Raw genomic sequence first — 16,171 nt, forward strand, 5'->3', positions numbered from 1 at the left:
ATACCCAGTTTCTACATAGAATATTTAATAAACGATATGCCCGTTGTTAATAAGCGATTTCACCGGTGAAATTCTTGATACCGCCTCTGCAGAACAGCTGGCATCTATCAGTACCAGGTTAGCGGCATCCCCGGCTTTGGGCCACTGCTGCACGCCTTTGTCGTCAAGCGGCAGTACGTTGCCGGTGGCCAGCTTCAGGCTTCTCGATAATAGGAACTCAGTAGAGTAGCCGTATAACTGCGCCATCAAATTAGCTTTCTCTAATACGCTTCCTGAGCCAAACGTACTCCAATGGTCAATGATGCTGTCGTTTCCTGTCATCACATTTACATTGTGCTTATACAGTATCGGTATCGGCATAACAAGCCCTCCGAATGGAATGGTGGAAATAATACCTATGCCTGCAGCGCCCAATTGCTCCGCAATTTCCTCTTGCTTCACTTTATCGATCTTTCCCAATACAAAGCAGTGGCTTAAGAATGTTTTGTGCTGCAGGGAAGGATTTTCGTTTACCTTTTTAATCAGGTATTCCACTGTTTTTAACCCGGATTCTCCTGATTCATGCAGGTGGATATCGATTCCTTTTTTGTTGTCCAGCGCCAGTTGCACGGTGAAATCTATCGTTTTTTCAATGGCGCCGTCAATGCTATAGGGATCAAGACCGCCGATGAAATCGATGTCCATCTTTGCTGCTTCCTTGAGATACGGAACAGCATCGGTATAGAAAACGCCATGCTGAGGAAATGCTACCAGCTCTGCGCCAAAGGAACGCTTCTTGTTTTCGAGTGCTTTCAAAAGGTGGTTCAGCGATTGGAGTTTTGACGTAGGTTCAATATTCACATGGCTCCTGGCGAAGTTCGTACCTTTAGACTGCAGTAACTCCACCAGCTTTTCTGCACGGTAAGTGGAGGTTTTCAGCATCTCCGGAAGAATTTTTTGTTCCAGTGCTATCATACCTTTTACACCGCCGGGGCCTCTCCTGGTGGCCTGCCATGGGCCACCGTAGAATGTTTTGTCGAGATGAATGTGCATATCCCTGAAAGCAGGGAGCATCAGCCAGCCTTTCGCATCAATAGCGTTGGTGGCATTTGGTTTATTGGCGGAAATATGCCTGATTTTCCCGTCGTTGATTTCTACGCAGTATAATTCAGTATTTGTGTGGACTACCTCTCCTTCTTCATAAACAAATCCTGTTTCAAGTCGCACGTTCTTTAACAGGTAGCTTTTTCCGTTATCGCCTGCTGTATCACCGGCCATCGCTTCTGTAGCGCCCAGTAAACCGCCTGCAAAGGCTGCACCTGCCAGTCCTAACCCGGACATCCTTATAAATTCCTTGCGGGATATTGCTGTTTTCTTCATAGTCCCCATCATTTTTCACAAAATTAACCTTCAGCGCCATCTATTATGTGAAGGATTCGTGATATGCCTTGAAAGATTTATCAATAATCCGCAGGCTAGTTATAAATCTTTCAAGTATCCGTATAGATAATACAAAGTTCCGGAGATATTTACCGCTTACTTTGCTGTAGTAACCGGGAATAAAAATGGAACAAATGGATAAAATAGCAAACGATAGTGGCCATACATTTAAAAATGTATTGCTGGAAACGGGTTTTGAGTATGATGGAACGGAAGTTGTAAAGACGAAGACCGCGCTCTTCTGTGTTGAAACAGCGGACGGTAAAATCAAAGCTATCACACCTAATGATCCTGGCAGTGATGCCATTGATGCGAAAGGATGGCTGATGCTTCCGGCATTTAAGGATATGCACGCCCACCTGGATAAAATGCTCTATGGCCTCCCATGGCAGGCTGTTTCGGCGAAAAGGAAAACAGTGAAGGATCAGATTGCCTATGAGCAGAAGATGATCCCTGAATGGCTGAAGACATCTGTAGCGCGAACAGAAAAACTGGTCGGCTTTCTGCAGTCAAACGGTACACACTATATCCGTTCTCATTTCAACATCGACCCTACCTCTGGCTTTGATTCATTAAAGCACCTGGAAACAGCGCTGAAAAACAAGGAAAAGACAGTGGGAGCGGAGCTGGTCGCTTTCCCCCAGCATGGGTTGTTTTACACCAACACAGCGCCCCTGCTGAAAGAAGTGGTAAAAATGAATATCGATTTCATTGGCGGGGTGGATCCCTTTTCCATTGATGGAAGCATAGAAAAACCAATGGACCTGATCACGCAACTGGCTATTGATAACAATAAGGGAATTGATATCCATCTGCATGAAAGAGGAGAAACCGGTGTAAAAACAATTGAGTACCTGATCAGCAAGGCAAATGAAACCCCTGCGCTTCGGGGCAAAACCTTTGTGAGCCATGCCTTCGCATTAGGGCATCTTCCTGCTTTGGAAACAGAGCGCCTGGCTGCACGTTTGGCCGAAGCCGGTGTAGGCATTGTTTCTTCCGTGCCTTTCGGCAGTACTATTATGCCAATTCCGCTGCTGAGAAAGCATGGTGTGGAAGTACTGGTGGGTAACGATAATATCCAGGATCACTGGAACACGTTCGGACCCGGGCATATGCTCCAAAAGGCGAAACTCATCGCAGGGCTGTATGGCTATAGCTCCGAATGGGCGCTGTCAAGAACACTGGGCTTTGCTACCAGGTATATACTTCCATTGGATGATAAAGGGAACCAGCAATGGCCTAAAGCCGGCAATGATGCCAATCTGGTATTCCTGGAAGCATCCTACTCTGCTGAAGCGGTGGCAAGGGTTTCACCGGTTAGATCGCTCGTGCATAATGGAAATATTGTATTCTGATAAATGTAAGTTTATCTGCCCCGTTATAAATTTTTCAAGACTTGTAACGAAAAACGCAAAGGTAACCTATACGGGGCCGGTACCTTTGTAGTGCTTAAAATTTCATTTGTATGAAGAATCTGAAAAAAGTAACCACCGTTCTTTTGCTGGCGGTATGCAGCGTCTTTTTCTTTAGCTGTAGCAAAGATAAAGATCCGGAACCGAAACAACTTACGCCAGGTGAAACGCTGTCCGGCACCCCCTGGGAAACAACAAACGCAAAAAATAACAAAGGCGAAAATGTGGCATTGAACGACGCCAATGTATCTAACTTTGTAGGCTTTGCTTATTTCAAAGCAGATGGTACATTCACTATGTACAACCTGGATGATTCACCAAAGATGCATGGCGACTGGACCGTTTCCGCTGATGGGAAAACCCGTACTATCGTAGCAAAAAATGATGCCGGTGCAGTGTTGTTTACCCGTGTGGTGGATATCACCGTGCTCACAAAACAGGAGTTTACCTACCGTATTTACCCCAACAGTAACGACAAAACGGTATACTTCGACATTATTCATACACCAACTACCCACGCGGAACCTAAGCAATAGCAGGATGATCTTATTAGCAGGATGGATTGGCGCTGAAACATTCAGTGCCAATCCATTTTTTTTGCCATAAATTTTCATATTTTAGAAGTTGAACTCCCAACTTAATCTACTGGTATGAAGATTTATGACGATACAGGGTACATCCCTGTCTTAGGTATCCATGAATTCAGGAAAGGCCAGCTGGCAGGCAGGGAGGAATTCCTCTTCAACGAATTGCATGGCGAACGGCATATTGACCGGCCGCATAAGCATGATTTTTTTATCATCAACCTGTTTGAATCGGCAAAAGGGGTACATAATATCGACTTTCACGACTACCCGATCGGGAATAAACAAATTCATGTACTGTTTCCCGGACAGGTGCATACCTGGAGCATCAAGCCGGGCACAACGGGTTACCAGCTGATGATACAGCAGCATTTTTTCGAACGCTTTGCCTCCTTCTTCCGTTTCTCGTTTTCTAATTATATTAACCACCCGGTTATTCCGCTGACCAACGATCACTTCAAATTGCTGAAATATGAATTTGACGCCATCAGGGATGAACTGAATTCGCCTGATTCCGTGCAGGAGGTTATCAGCGCAAGGGCGGCTGTTATTGCTGCCATTGTAAGCAAGGAAGCGGAGAATATTTTTACGGATCTGAAAGTGTTCCAATCTAATCCGAGGCTTGCGAAATTCAATATGTTGATTGATAAATTTTACAAGCAGGAAAAACTGGTTGGATTCTATGCTTCAAAGCTGCACATCTCCGCAAACTATCTGAATATTCTTTGTAAAAATCATCTCCATGTATCCGCAACTAAGTTAATACAACAACGTGTGCTGCTGGAAGCAAAACGGCTGCTGCAAACAACAGATCTCTCTATAAAGGAAATTGCATTTGAACTCGGGTTTGTTGACCATGCCTATTTTTCCAATTTTTTTAAAGCCCAGTCAGGCATTACTCCAACGCAGTTCAGGGAAGGATAGCATCGCGAGGGTCCCCGTTTCGGCCGGCTACGATGGGGAATCGGTGTTGAACCTGGAAATACGCAGCGAAAAAGGCAATGTTTGCCATCTGAACAATCCCTGGAAGGGATATGGCATCCGGGTAACTGAAAATGGGGTGCCGGTTAAGGTCAGCAATGCAGGAGAAAAGTATTCATTTGCTACCAGGGCAGGAAAAACGTATATGCTCTTCCTTTCGACCCGGTCTTAAACGATTTCACACATTTGATATACAGAAAAAGGTCAGCATGATCGCTGACCTTTTTCTGTAACAGCACTATTTCTATCCGTACCTACATTTTATTACTTAATAGCGTATATACGGTAGATTAATTTGCCCGGTGATGGAAAACGACCTACGCCAACGGCAATGGTATGATTAAGCCAGGCGTATTTGGGAGCACTGGTTTCAAATACAGGAACTGACCTGAAGTAATATTCATCAGGTGAAAGTTCGTTGCCTTTTCCGGCACGCATTAAAGCTGATTTCTCTGCGGTTGCATAGTTATACCCGGTATAAGCAATGTAAATGAGCGCACCATCATCAGTTTTAATAGTAGCACGGACATCCATCTTAAATGTTGTAGGATCTGTAACCAGCCCCCATTCTCCGCTGCAGTTTAATATTTTCCCGTTTATTTTATCACTTTTTACAGCGCCTTCCTTAAATGGAAAAATGAGTCGTGTACCCGTTAGTACAGGCCCGATTGCCTGCGGTGGGTCGACCGTGATTTCGAGGTCAAATAAAAATTCTGATTTTAGCTCCTGCGCATGTACCTGCACAGAAAAATAAGCAGAGAAAAACGCAGCTAGAAAGAGTACTTTTTTCATTTTTTGTCTGGGTTTGAATTTTGTGGAATTGATTTACTATAGTACGATAAAATAGGTACGAAACTGTGATGCTTCAGATGATTGACCGTGGGTTTTAATCCGCTTTACGAAGAGATGGTTCAAAAAAATCACTTACATCACCGATGGAGGTCCTGGTACATCTCATAATAATATCCTGCAGATCTGTGCCTGAACTGTGCAGGGGATCAATGCCTTTTACCAGTATTGTTCTCAGGTTAAAAAGCGCCGCCCTGTCAAATTTTTTCGACGCTTTCACCAGTTCAAGCTTCATCCGCTGCTCCTGTTGATCCTGTTTGGGATTGAATATGCCATTCAACTGGCTGCATTGATCGCAGATGCCATTTTTGTTTACCAGCGCACACCTGTTATCGAAGATCTCCGTCATCGTATCCCGGGAGTCGTGCAGCAGATGTTTTACTATACCTTCTGTTTTATCCAGGATAAGGCAGATCTCTTTTACCTGGAAATCATACATATCTTTTAAAATCAATGCTACCTGGTTTTCGATAGGTAAAGTTTTCGAGATGCAGGTGAAACAAAAATCGATATGCTCCATCATATCATAGGCCCCGGCGTTGCTGGTCTGGTGAACAATCCTGAATGTTTCCGCGATCTTCCCTGACCCGATGGCTAAAGCGGCGCCCTGATCCTGTGCGTCGGCCGGCCATCTCTTTAATTTTTTTAAATGATCATAAGCCAGGTTGGTCGCTATTTTAAATACCCATGTCCGGAGAGAGGAGTCCTGCCTGAAGGAGGATATTTTGTCGAATGCCCTGATAAAAGTATCATGCGTCAGGTCATCCACGTCATTACGATCGGTCAGCAAACGATAGAGATATGATTTCAGCTGGTGCTGAAATCCGGCAAACAACGTTTGGAATGCGTTAATATCTCCGTTCAAAGCATTTTCCAGTATTTCTTCTCTTTCCATGTAAGCAGTTTAATTTCATCATACCGTGGGCTACAGACTTTTGCAGGAACCCTGCCGCCCGGTAAACATATTACAATAAATTTATTTTTCCACAGTCAAAATCTACAATATGACTATTAAAGGCTGCCCCATGCTCAGAAACCAGGAAGGCAGCGGTTTCGCCCAGTTGTTTCAGGGTGGGTCCGGACTTCAGGATATTGAACCTGGTGTAATTCAATGCCATCGCTTCCCGGGGTATACCCGCATTCCCGGAGAAATCAGTGATCATTTCCTGGATCTTTTTTGTTTCCAGCAGGGCGCCGGAGCAGATGCAGATCGATTTGATACCATGCCGGCCAAACTCAGCGGCCATTACCCTTGTTAATCCTTCAATGGCTGCGCAGGCAGAAGCAAATCCCGCCATATTGGGTGTCTTGGTCCTCGCCATTGACGCGTTGAACAGCAGGAGGGTGCCTTCCGATCCTGTTTCGATCATATACCTGGCTGCTACCCTGGAAGTCAGGAACTGGGAGCCGCAAATCCTTTGCAGCGGGTTCAGGAATTGCTCGAAAGTGGCTATCGTGGTAGGAGTACCGCTACCGGCGTCCCTGTAATAGCTCCCGATGCCGTTGAATACCATATCCAGTCTGCCGTTATCAGCCACCACTTTTTGCAGGTAACTGTTGATCTCTGTTTCATTCAATGCATCCACTTTGCCTGCTTCTGCGTGACCGCCATGGGCTTCGATTTCTCCGGCCAATGTTTTTACGGCATCCAGATTCCGGGCGGTGACATACACCTTCGCCCCATGTTGTGCAAATGAACGGGCCACGGCTCCTGCAACTTCTCCCGATGCTGCAAATATCACAGCAACTTTGTCTTTTAAATTATGCATGTTGTTTTGCTTTTATCTTTTGACGATTGGGCCGCGCAAAACGATCGGGATTTTTGGGAATAATTTTAAAAATATTTTTGATGAACAATGGAAGGGTCGTTTTGGAGCCCAGTCATTTGTCCTTTGTCGCAAGTGATCAAAGAAAAAGTTTGGATAGATATTTTCAATAGTAACCGTAAAGGACTGCTTTATACTTTTAATAACAACACATTTTATTTTATCAGCCCGATATTATTATATTGCAAACCGAACGATGCGTTCATTACAATGATGTGAACTACAGCTATCGGGGATAAGAACAGTCAGTTATCAAATTTTTTTAAATCAACTTTATTTGCCGGATATTTCTTCATACCACGAGAAGGAATTCCTTGATGCTATTGCGGGCGGCGATGAACTCGCCTATGCGCAATTATACAGGCATTACTGGAATGAGATGTACTCGCTTGCGTTATCGTTTTTAAAATCTCCTGCCCTCGCCGAGGATACCATCCAGGAAGTATTTGTAAAGCTGTGGCTGAAAAGGGAAAGTATTCATGAATGGAAGGATTTCAGGGCTTATTTTATGACCATGGTGCGTCATGAAATTATCAATACGATGCGGCAGGGCAAGCGCCAGCTGCTGATTCGTGACCTCGATCCGGGTACTGATGCAACCGGCACTTCTCCCCAGGAAGCATTACTGCACAGCAAGGAAACGGTGGCCCTCATACAAACAGCGTTGAATACCTTACCCGCAAAACAGCGGGAGGCTTTTCTCCTGAGCCGTACCAACGGACTTACGCATGATCAGATTGCGGCGCAAATGCAGCTGTCTAAAAAAACAGTGGCCAACCTGATTACCCTCGCCCTGAACCAGATCCGCGATTATCTGAATCAGAAAGGCTATCTCACAGAACTGTTACTGGTGGCTATCTGCCTGTTTTTTCAAAAATAAATTGTTTTTTTTCGGGAGTATCATTTTCGCTTTACGTCTTATCTATACAAGCATATGCGCCCGATCCATAAAAGTATGTTCATGAACACGCCATTTGTTGAACTGATTGAAGCTTATCTGACCGACTCACTGACTCCGGAACAGGAAGCTGCTTTTATATATATGCTGGAGGATAAAACCAACAGCGATATATTAGATCGCGTCATAGCGGAAAAGGCAGCAGCAGGGCTCCTGGTGGGAGCGGAAGATGTGAATCGCCGGGAGAAAAACCTGCTGGCGCTGCAGGAAAGACTACAACACCTTCAACAGGAGGCTGTTACAGTGCCCCGGGTACGCCCGTTATACCGCTACATGTGGGCGGCAGCGGCGGTGGTATTGCTGTTGCTGGCTGCAGGTATTTATTTCCTGCTGCCTGCCGGTCAGAAAAAAGCGCCAGAAATGGCTCAACAGGTGATAAAGCATCCCGACATCAGCCCTGGCAGGAATGGCGCTGTTTTAACCCTTTCCGACGGGTCTGCGGTAGTATTGGATAGTATGCACAATGGCGAAGTAGCTAACCAGAACGGCACAAAGGTCATGCTGCAAAACGATGCCATCACCTACGCTCCCGGCAAGCTGAGCTCAGGTACGCCTGCTTTGAATGTCCTGTCTACTCCCAGGGGCCGGCAGTTTAGTGTAGTATTGCCCGATGGCACCAAAGTATGGCTGAATGCTGCATCTTCTGTGGCCTATCCTACCGCATTTAACGGCAGGGAAAGGAGAGTGGAAGTTACGGGAGAAGTATACCTGGAAGTAGCAGCCAATGCAGCGAAACCATTTTACGTTAGTATCAACAAACAAACTACCGTACAGGTATTGGGTACCAGTTTTAATATCAACGCCTATACGGATGAACCGGCAATCAAAACTACCCTGCTGCAGGGTAGTGTGAGAATAGTAAAAGAAAAGAAAGCCAATATACTGAAACCGGGAGAGGAAGCCATTACCTCATCCGGCACAGATATCCGGGTACAGCCGGCCAACATCGCAAAAGTAATGGCCTGGAAAAAAGGAATATTCGATGCGGAAGGAGAGGGGACCGCCGCTTTTTTACGCCAGCTGGCCAGGTGGTACGACCTGGAAATAGTATACCATGGACCGGTGCCGGAAAAGAAGTTTCACGGGAAATTAGGCAGGGATCTGCAATTGTCGCAGGTGCTCGAAGTACTCTCTCAATTTAATATACAATATAAACTGGAAGGAAAAGTATTAACGATAGAATAAACCGCCATTCAAAGAATTTATCCACCATTAAAAAATCAACTATGCACTGATGATCCGGACCACGGATAACAGCAGAAAAAAACCGGAAGTGTTTGCACCACTTCCGGTATAATGTTCTGGCTGATCCCAAAAACAATTGTATTGCTCAATACAGGACTGCTTTATTATCAACCATAAACTGATGCAAATGTATGCAATTAAGTACTTATTGTAACCAGGAGCGTGTTGTTTTAACAAACCGCTGGTTCATCAACCAAATGCTGCGAGTAATGAAACTGACCACGATCATCATACTTGTCTGCTGCCTGCACATCTCTGCCAGGAGCTTCGCCCAGAAAATAACTTTTAGCGGGAGCAAAATAAAACTGGAAAAAGTATTGGAAGCAGTGGAAAAACAAACCGGTTTCGTGGCTTTATACGACGAGGAAGTATTAAGAAATGCCCAGCCTGTTACGATTACCGCCAACAACCAACCACTGGAAACATTTCTGAAAGAAATCTTCAGGGAGCAGTCACTGGGATTCATCATCAAAAACACCTCCATCATTATCAGCCGGAAAGCCGTACTCCCGGAGCGGGTACTCCCGCCGTTACTGCCGGTGCCACCGGTGAAGGGAACCGTGCGAAGCGCCGATGGTGCCCCACTTCCGGGCGTATCTGTCAGGGTAGTGGGATCCAATAAGGGTACCATCACAGATGCCAATGGAAAGTTCACCATTACTGTAAAGGAAAATGATCTGCTGAATATTACCTACCTGGGGTTCCGCCCTGTTACAGCGACGGTGAATGCCTCGGGAGCATTGACACTGGTGGTTGCCGGAGAAAAAACAACTTCAAAGGCATTGCTCAACACCGCAGATGGCGCTATCATCCAGCTGGAAGCAGATCCCACGGAACTGGAGGCGATTACCGTAAATACAGGCTATCAGCAGATTTCAAAAGAGCGAAGTGCAGGCTCCTTTTCCAATCCGGATATGGGTGTGATAAAAGATCGCAGCGCCAGCATGAATATCCTGCAACGGCTGGAAGGCCTCGTACCCGGACTGGTAATTAATAACGCTCCAAGCGCCGTTACCGACGGGACTACCTTTCAAATTCGCGGACTCAGCACCATCAACGCGGATAAAAACCCGCTGTACGTGGTAGATGGTATGCCGGTCAATGATGTGTCTTCTATTAATCCGCAGGATGTAGAAAGCATCAGCGTGTTAAAAGATGCTACGGCAGCTTCTATCTGGGGAGCCAGGGCCTCCAATGGCGTCATCGTGATCACCACAAAAAAAGGAGCAGTAAATGAGCGCCTCAGCGTAAACTACGACGGATTTATCAGCTTCCGGGGAAAGCCTGATATCAGCTATTTTCCGGTGTTAAATAGTCAGCAATATATCCAGGCCGCTAAAGAAACTTTTGATCCGGTAAACCGTCCATACAGCGTAGCTACTGCTTATGATCCGGGAACCGGTAATTCCACGGGCCTGTCGCCCGACAGACAAATACTGTACGATATGTACAGAGGTGTGTTGAGTGCTGCACAGGGCAACGCTAAACTGGATAGCCTATCCCATATCAATAACCTCAGCCAGATAAAAGACAACTGGTATCGCCCGGCGAGGTTAACGAACCATACCCTGTCAGTTGCTGGCGGCTCCGGCAAATATTCTTTTTACGGATCATTGGCATATACCGGCGCCACAGATTATACACCCGGTAATTCCAATAACGTATATAAGGTAAATACCCGGCAGGATTTTAAGTTTAATAAATACCTGAAAGTTTTTTTCCTGGCAGATATCACCAATACCGTAGCTTCTTCCAATCGTGCTGTTTCTCCTGATGCCCGCTTTCTGCCTTACCAGCTATTCAAAGACGGCTCCGGTAAAAGTATTGATATGCCATACATGGGCTATCTGAGCGAAGAAGCCAGGGCAGGTATGGAAGCCGCCAGTAAAATCAACCTGAATTATAATCCCATTGAAGATATCAATACCGGCGCCACAAAAAGTAATGGATTGCTCACCCGTATTAATACCGGTATGACCATCAACCTGCTGAAAGACCTGCGCTTTGAGGGGATGTATGGATATGTAAAGGGTAACAACCGGACTACCGTATATGATGATAATACAAATTATCGCCAACGGGTACAGGTGGTAAATTTTACAGAAGTTCCTACAACAAGTAATATCCCGGTATATAATCTGCCCACCACCGGCGGACAATACCGGGTGATGAATTCGAATCAGGATAACTGGGTGGTCAGAAACCAGTTTATATATGACCGCAGCTTTATGAAAGGCCTGCATCAGTTTACAGCAATGGCAGGGCAGGAAGCACAGGAACAGAAAAGTATTTATAACAGTAACCAACAATACGGCTACGACCAGAGATTACAAACCTACTCACTGATCAACTATCAGCTATTAACTTCTGCCGGGGTAAAAAGCCCGGTCATGCCATCTTCCGTCAATGGTTCATTTCTAAACGCGGATTCTATTTTTACCCAAACAGAAATAATGTCCCGTTTTACTTCCTGGTACCTGAATGCAGCATACACCTACAACCGTAAATATTCCCTCAATGCATCATGGCGTAAAGACCAGAGCAATCTGTTTGGCAAAAATAAAGCAGCACAGAGTAAACCGGTTTGGAGCGTAGGAGGTAAATGGGATATATGCAATGAATCATTCTTTGAATCTGTCAGGGGAGTTAATAACCTGGCGCTAAGAGCTACCTATGGTGTTACCGGAATTTCACCTATACCGGGCAGCGCTGCTTCTTTTGATGTACTGACAGCCATTAATTCACCCAATTCACCGGGAGGGAAAAGCCTGTACATTTCAGCACCCGCCAACCCAAATCTAACATGGGAAAGCACCAAAACCATCAATTTGGGAATCGACTTCGCATTTCTTGGAGATCGGCTCACAGGATCTCTCGATGTATACCGGAAAAAAACATCTAACCTGTTGGGAAGTGTACCTGTCAATCCACTCACGGGGTTTACAACGATATTCGGTAATGCCGGGGATATTACCAACAAAGGGGTTGAACTGAGTCTTTCCTCCGGTAATATCCTGAAGAAAAATTTTAAGTGGATCACCATGCTGACCATGTCTTATAACAGGAATAAGATAGATAAACTGGCGCAACGATTTCCGTATACAACAGGTGGTCAGATGGTTCATGATGCAAATTATCTCGAAGGTCGCCCTGCCTTTGCCCTCTGGGCTTATAATTTTGCAGGGTTGGATAATATGGGTGACCCGTTGGTGAAATTGAATGATAAAAGTATTACGAAAGATCCTGTTGGGGTAAAAGCAGGGGATGTTGTATACATGGGTGTTTATCAACAGCCCTGGAGTGGGGGATTATCTAACATTTTCAGTTATAAATCATTTTCACTGAATGTTAATATTATTTACAACCTCGGCAACAAGATGTTCCGTGATGTGAACCGCACCTACACCGGTTATAGTTTTATTCGAGCCCAGGATTTCACAGCTGGTAACCTGCACACAGATTTTGCCAATCGCTGGAAACAGCCGGGAGATGAAGCGCATACGAATATTCCTTCTTTTGTGAGCACCATGGAAAGTAATACCCGGCGTAATACCGATTATTATGTGTATGGTAATATCAATGTGGTGGATGCCTCCTATGCTAAGGTCCGCGATGTCTCACTGTCTTATGCACTGCCTGTTGCCGTTGTCAGAAAGATCCATGCGGAACAACTCACGTTCCGGCTCCAGGTATCCAACCTGATGCTGTGGAAAGCCAATCATGATGATATTGATCCGGAATTCCAGGATGCCAGGTATGGTTACCGGTCTGCCATGCCGGTGAACCAGGGTGCTGTCACTTTGGGTGCTCATTTAACACTTTAAAAATTAATGAAATGGGGTTACTGAATCGAAAAATTATCTATTCTTTTATAGCATTAATGGCCATATCCACCCTCGAAGCCTGTAAAAAGGATTTCCTGGAAGTGACTCCCAAAGGGGTGCTGGTGGCAGAAAAAGTATCAGATTATAACCAGCTGCTGAATTCGCTCTCTACTGCAGTCATGCCTAACCTGGTATCCGGTGATGAGGCGGCGGGCATAGAACCTTACTTTACGGGGGAAACATTACCAGAGAACCAGAAATCCTTCAGATGGGAGAATGATATTTATCTGCCGGATGCAACATCAATGGAATGGACCATGATTATGCAGATGATATACCAGTATAATAAAGTCATCAATGAAGTGATGGATGCCAAAGACGGGAGTGAGGAACAGAAACAATCGCTGATGGCCGAAGCTCGCGCATGCCGCGCCTGGGGATACTTTATGATGGTTAATTTCTATGGGAAACCATACAACGAAGCGACAGCTGCTGCTGATCTGGCAGTACCGAAAGTACTTATCTCTGATGTTTCCCAAACAAAATTTACCCGTGCCACGGTAAAAGAAATCTATGATCTCGTTATCGATGATCTTACAGCGTCTTTACCCTATTTACCTACCGCGCTGACCAACCGTCTCAGGATGTCGAAACCTGCTGCAGAAGGGTTGTTGGGTAAAGTATATGCTTTCATGGGACAATACGACAAAGCCCTGCCTCAGTTGAATGCAGCCATAAATGACCTGCCCGGCGCCAGTATACCGGTTGGGCTATACGATTTCCAGAAGGAGCTTGCACCTGGCGGAGCTTTTACACCTATAAGCCCGATAACAGGGCCTTCCAGGGGAAATCTGAATATTGATCAGGAAGTGCTCTTTCTCAGGCAAACCGTCAACTATTTTAACTTTCTATTTTCAGGCGTTGTACTGAATACAAAAGCAGTGGGTCTTTACCTTCCGGGCGATTACCGGCGTGCATTTCTGACGCCGAACCCTTTTGCAGATTTTGCAAATGTTTATCCCAATGGTATGCTCAGAACCTGGGGAAGTGGTGCGGTAAATAATGTGGGCGTAAGTGTCCCCGATATCTACCTGCTTAGGGCTGAATGTAAGTCGCGCGGGAATGATCTGGCCGGCGCTGTTGCAGACATGGAAGCGTTCCGGAAAATGAGAATGCCTGCCGGAGAAGCAGTAATACCGGCGGCCATTGCTGCGGATAAAGTAACGTTAACAATATTTATTCTCAATGAAAGAATCCGCGAATTCCCCATACAGGGATACCGGTGGTTTGATATGCGTCGTCTTTCTGTAGATCCGGTGTATAAATCTACCGTAGGCACCACCCATACCGTTTATGATATGAACGGTACCGTGAAAGGAACGTATACACTGCGTCCGGAACGACTGGTATTCCGCATCCCGTTGTATATCGCTAATGCTAACCCGGATATTCCGCAAAATCCGTAACCACATTTTTTAAATAATTGATCCGGTTGTTTACCGATTGTCTGCGTAAGGCGGCAGTCCCGGAATCGTTTTGCCTGAACGGACGGTATGTTAAGTAAAATAATTTCTATAAAAATTAAAAAGCAACAAAAATGATGAAAAAGCGTATCATAATGGCATTATGCTGCCTGTATGCAGCTATGGCCTTTGGACAAAAGAAAGAAGCAGCCATCGTAATAGATGTCGCCCCCCTGAAAGTTGATTCCATATGGCTGGCCGAGGGGGAAAACGCATTAATGATAGGACCCGATAAAGAAGGGAAATTCACACATCACTTTACCGGAACCTTTCCAAAATCAATACAGTTGGGTATAAGTACACCTAAGAAAGGACAGATGTCGTTGTTCCTGGAACCTGGTGATAAGCTCAATATCAAAACAGACTTTGAGGCCAATACCACCTTTTCTGGTCCTGGTGCGGCAAATGCAAAAGTACTGTGGGAATACACCTATGCATATATACTGGATAATACGAAGTCAGACGCTACTAAGATGACGATGAAGGAGTATTACGATATGATCAACCGGGTAGAGCAGCAATCGATCGATATACTGGAGGCTAGCAAACAAAAAGTGACGCCGGCTTTTTATAAAGAGGAGTCTGTAACCCTTAAATACCGGAAATTAAGCTCCTTAATACTGGCGCCGTATTTTTATCATCTTGGTTTTAAAAAGAAAATGTCTGAAGTATTACCGGATGATTATTGGAAGCTCGCGGATAATCTTGAAATGAATGATCACCTGCTCAGCAATGAGTCCTATAATGTTTTTATAAGAGGAGCCTATCCTGCTTTCCTGGGCTGGCGTGAATTGTTCGAACAGGGAAAGCTGGACAGTACTTATGAGTATCCCCAGGTATTAATGCAGCGATTAAAGCTGATAGAACAGCGTTATACTGGAAAGATGCGCAGCATGGCCATGAGCATTACGCTGAATACCCTCATAGGAATGACCAAAGACGTGACTACCCTGAAACCGGCGATAGATAACTATGTAGCGAAGTATGCCAGCCCGCTGGACGCTAAAAAAATACAGGAATCCTATAGTAAGACGTTGGGCCTGGCCGCTGGAAAAGTACCGCCCTTTTTTACGCTGAAAGATATTAATGGCAAAGAAGTTACGTTAAAGGATTTTTCCGGTAAAGTAATTTACATGGATTTCTGGGCCAGCTGGTGTGCTCCCTGCCGTTATGAAATGAAAAATGGCAGTCCTAAACTGCATGAGAAATTTAAAGACAATAAGGATGTGGTTTTCCTCTACATCAGTGTAGATGATAAAGCAGCCGCCTGGAAAAAAGCCATTGCAGATGATAAAATAGAAGGTATCCACCTGTTGTCTGCCGGTGGTATGAACAGCGAGGTAGCTAAAGCCTTTAATATCATGGGTGTTCCCCGGTATGTAATCATTGGAAGAGACGGAAAAATATTTGACAGCGATGCTTCCAGACCAAGCGAAGATAAAACACCTGCAAGAATCCATGAGGCATTAAGCGCTCAATAAAAGAGAAAGGATTGTTTTTAAGTACCCCCTGCTGAACAATTCTGAATAAAAATGGCCGATGTATTTATT

At 45.2% G+C, this 16,171-nt stretch carries 13 protein-coding genes; 9 read left to right on the forward strand and 4 right to left on the reverse strand.

Going from position 1 to position 16,171, the window contains the following annotated elements:
• Positions 1 to 24: 24 nt before the first annotated feature.
• Positions 25 to 1,359: an amidohydrolase gene (locus tag KE626_RS28885; protein WP_211976547.1), complete on the reverse strand. Its 1,335-nt coding sequence runs from the start codon at positions 1,357 to 1,359 to the stop codon at positions 25 to 27.
• A gap of 194 nt (positions 1,360 to 1,553) precedes the next feature.
• On the opposite strand from KE626_RS28885, the gene KE626_RS28890 reads away from it, so the two are divergent.
• From KE626_RS28890 to KE626_RS28905, 4 genes are all read left to right on the forward strand, one after another.
• Positions 1,554 to 2,774 carry an amidohydrolase gene (locus tag KE626_RS28890; RefSeq protein WP_249207765.1) on the forward strand — a complete coding sequence of 407 codons (1,221 nt, stop codon included), beginning with the start codon at positions 1,554 to 1,556 and terminating at the stop codon, positions 2,772 to 2,774.
• Positions 2,775 to 2,884: 110 nt separating this feature from the next.
• Positions 2,885 to 3,367: a DUF4822 domain-containing protein gene (locus KE626_RS28895; protein WP_211976549.1), complete on the forward strand. Its 483-nt coding sequence runs from the start codon at positions 2,885 to 2,887 to the stop codon at positions 3,365 to 3,367.
• Positions 3,368 to 3,481: 114 nt separating this feature from the next.
• Positions 3,482 to 4,339 carry an AraC family transcriptional regulator gene (locus tag KE626_RS28900; protein WP_211976550.1) on the forward strand — a complete coding sequence of 286 codons (858 nt, stop codon included), beginning with the start codon at positions 3,482 to 3,484 and terminating at the stop codon, positions 4,337 to 4,339.
• A gap of 43 nt (positions 4,340 to 4,382) precedes the next feature.
• Positions 4,383 to 4,568 carry a hypothetical protein gene (locus KE626_RS28905; RefSeq protein WP_211976551.1) on the forward strand — a complete coding sequence of 62 codons (186 nt, stop codon included), beginning with the start codon at positions 4,383 to 4,385 and terminating at the stop codon, positions 4,566 to 4,568.
• 92 nt (positions 4,569 to 4,660) lie between these two features.
• Here KE626_RS28905 and KE626_RS28910 read toward each other — a convergent pair whose 3' ends face one another.
• From KE626_RS28910 to KE626_RS28920, 3 genes are all read right to left on the reverse strand, one after another.
• Entirely contained in the window at positions 4,661 to 5,188 is a 528-nt protein-coding gene (locus KE626_RS28910; protein WP_211976552.1) for a DUF3237 domain-containing protein, read from the reverse strand.
• Between the two features lie 94 nt (positions 5,189 to 5,282).
• Positions 5,283 to 6,140, reverse strand: a complete 858-nt coding sequence (locus KE626_RS28915; protein WP_211976553.1) for an RNA polymerase sigma factor — start codon at positions 6,138 to 6,140, stop codon at positions 5,283 to 5,285.
• Between the two features lie 70 nt (positions 6,141 to 6,210).
• Positions 6,211 to 7,014 (reverse strand): SDR family NAD(P)-dependent oxidoreductase, encoded by an 804-nt coding sequence (locus KE626_RS28920; protein ID WP_211976554.1) that lies wholly within the window; start codon positions 7,012 to 7,014, stop codon positions 6,211 to 6,213.
• A gap of 334 nt (positions 7,015 to 7,348) precedes the next feature.
• Between KE626_RS28920 and KE626_RS28925 the strand changes: the two genes are divergently transcribed.
• The 5 genes from KE626_RS28925 (at position 7,349) to KE626_RS28945 (ending at position 16,102) form a co-directional block, all read left to right on the forward strand.
• Entirely contained in the window at positions 7,349 to 7,951 is a 603-nt protein-coding gene (locus KE626_RS28925; RefSeq protein WP_211976555.1) for an RNA polymerase sigma factor, read from the forward strand.
• 81 nt (positions 7,952 to 8,032) lie between these two features.
• Positions 8,033 to 9,214 (forward strand): FecR family protein, encoded by a 1,182-nt coding sequence (locus KE626_RS28930; RefSeq protein WP_211976556.1) that lies wholly within the window; start codon positions 8,033 to 8,035, stop codon positions 9,212 to 9,214.
• Positions 9,215 to 9,483: 269 nt separating this feature from the next.
• Positions 9,484 to 13,098, forward strand: coding sequence for a SusC/RagA family TonB-linked outer membrane protein (locus KE626_RS28935; RefSeq protein ID WP_211976557.1), 3,615 nt, complete (start codon positions 9,484 to 9,486; stop codon positions 13,096 to 13,098).
• An 11-nt stretch (positions 13,099 to 13,109) separates the two neighbouring features.
• Positions 13,110 to 14,564, forward strand: a complete 1,455-nt coding sequence (locus tag KE626_RS28940) for a RagB/SusD family nutrient uptake outer membrane protein (protein WP_211976558.1) — start codon at positions 13,110 to 13,112, stop codon at positions 14,562 to 14,564.
• A 131-nt stretch (positions 14,565 to 14,695) separates the two neighbouring features.
• Positions 14,696 to 16,102: a TlpA family protein disulfide reductase gene (locus KE626_RS28945; protein WP_211976559.1), complete on the forward strand. Its 1,407-nt coding sequence runs from the start codon at positions 14,696 to 14,698 to the stop codon at positions 16,100 to 16,102.
• Positions 16,103 to 16,171 lie beyond the last annotated feature (69 nt).

Source organism: Chitinophaga hostae (assembly GCF_018224885.1).
GTDB lineage: Bacteria > Bacteroidota > Bacteroidia > Chitinophagales > Chitinophagaceae > Chitinophaga > Chitinophaga hostae.

What these genes read in the sequence shown, in the direction of transcription:
- KE626_RS28885 (WP_211976547.1), bottom strand. Translation starts at nt 1,359, where the DNA reads ATGAAGAAAACAGCAATATCCCGCAAGGAATTTATAAGGATGTCCGGG.
- KE626_RS28890 (WP_249207765.1), top strand. Translation starts at nt 1,554, where the DNA reads ATGGATAAAATAGCAAACGATAGTGGCCATACATTTAAAAATGTATTG.
- KE626_RS28895 (WP_211976549.1), top strand. Translation starts at nt 2,885, where the DNA reads ATGAAGAATCTGAAAAAAGTAACCACCGTTCTTTTGCTGGCGGTATGC.
- KE626_RS28900 (WP_211976550.1), top strand. Translation starts at nt 3,482, where the DNA reads ATGAAGATTTATGACGATACAGGGTACATCCCTGTCTTAGGTATCCAT.
- KE626_RS28910 (WP_211976552.1), bottom strand. Translation starts at nt 5,188, where the DNA reads ATGAAAAAAGTACTCTTTCTAGCTGCGTTTTTCTCTGCTTATTTTTCT.
- KE626_RS28915 (WP_211976553.1), bottom strand. Translation starts at nt 6,140, where the DNA reads ATGGAAAGAGAAGAAATACTGGAAAATGCTTTGAACGGAGATATTAAC.
- KE626_RS28920 (WP_211976554.1), bottom strand. Translation starts at nt 7,014, where the DNA reads ATGCATAATTTAAAAGACAAAGTTGCTGTGATATTTGCAGCATCGGGA.
- KE626_RS28930 (WP_211976556.1), top strand. Translation starts at nt 8,033, where the DNA reads ATGAACACGCCATTTGTTGAACTGATTGAAGCTTATCTGACCGACTCA.
- KE626_RS28935 (WP_211976557.1), top strand. Translation starts at nt 9,484, where the DNA reads ATGAAACTGACCACGATCATCATACTTGTCTGCTGCCTGCACATCTCT.
- KE626_RS28940 (WP_211976558.1), top strand. Translation starts at nt 13,110, where the DNA reads ATGGGGTTACTGAATCGAAAAATTATCTATTCTTTTATAGCATTAATG.
- KE626_RS28945 (WP_211976559.1), top strand. Translation starts at nt 14,696, where the DNA reads ATGATGAAAAAGCGTATCATAATGGCATTATGCTGCCTGTATGCAGCT.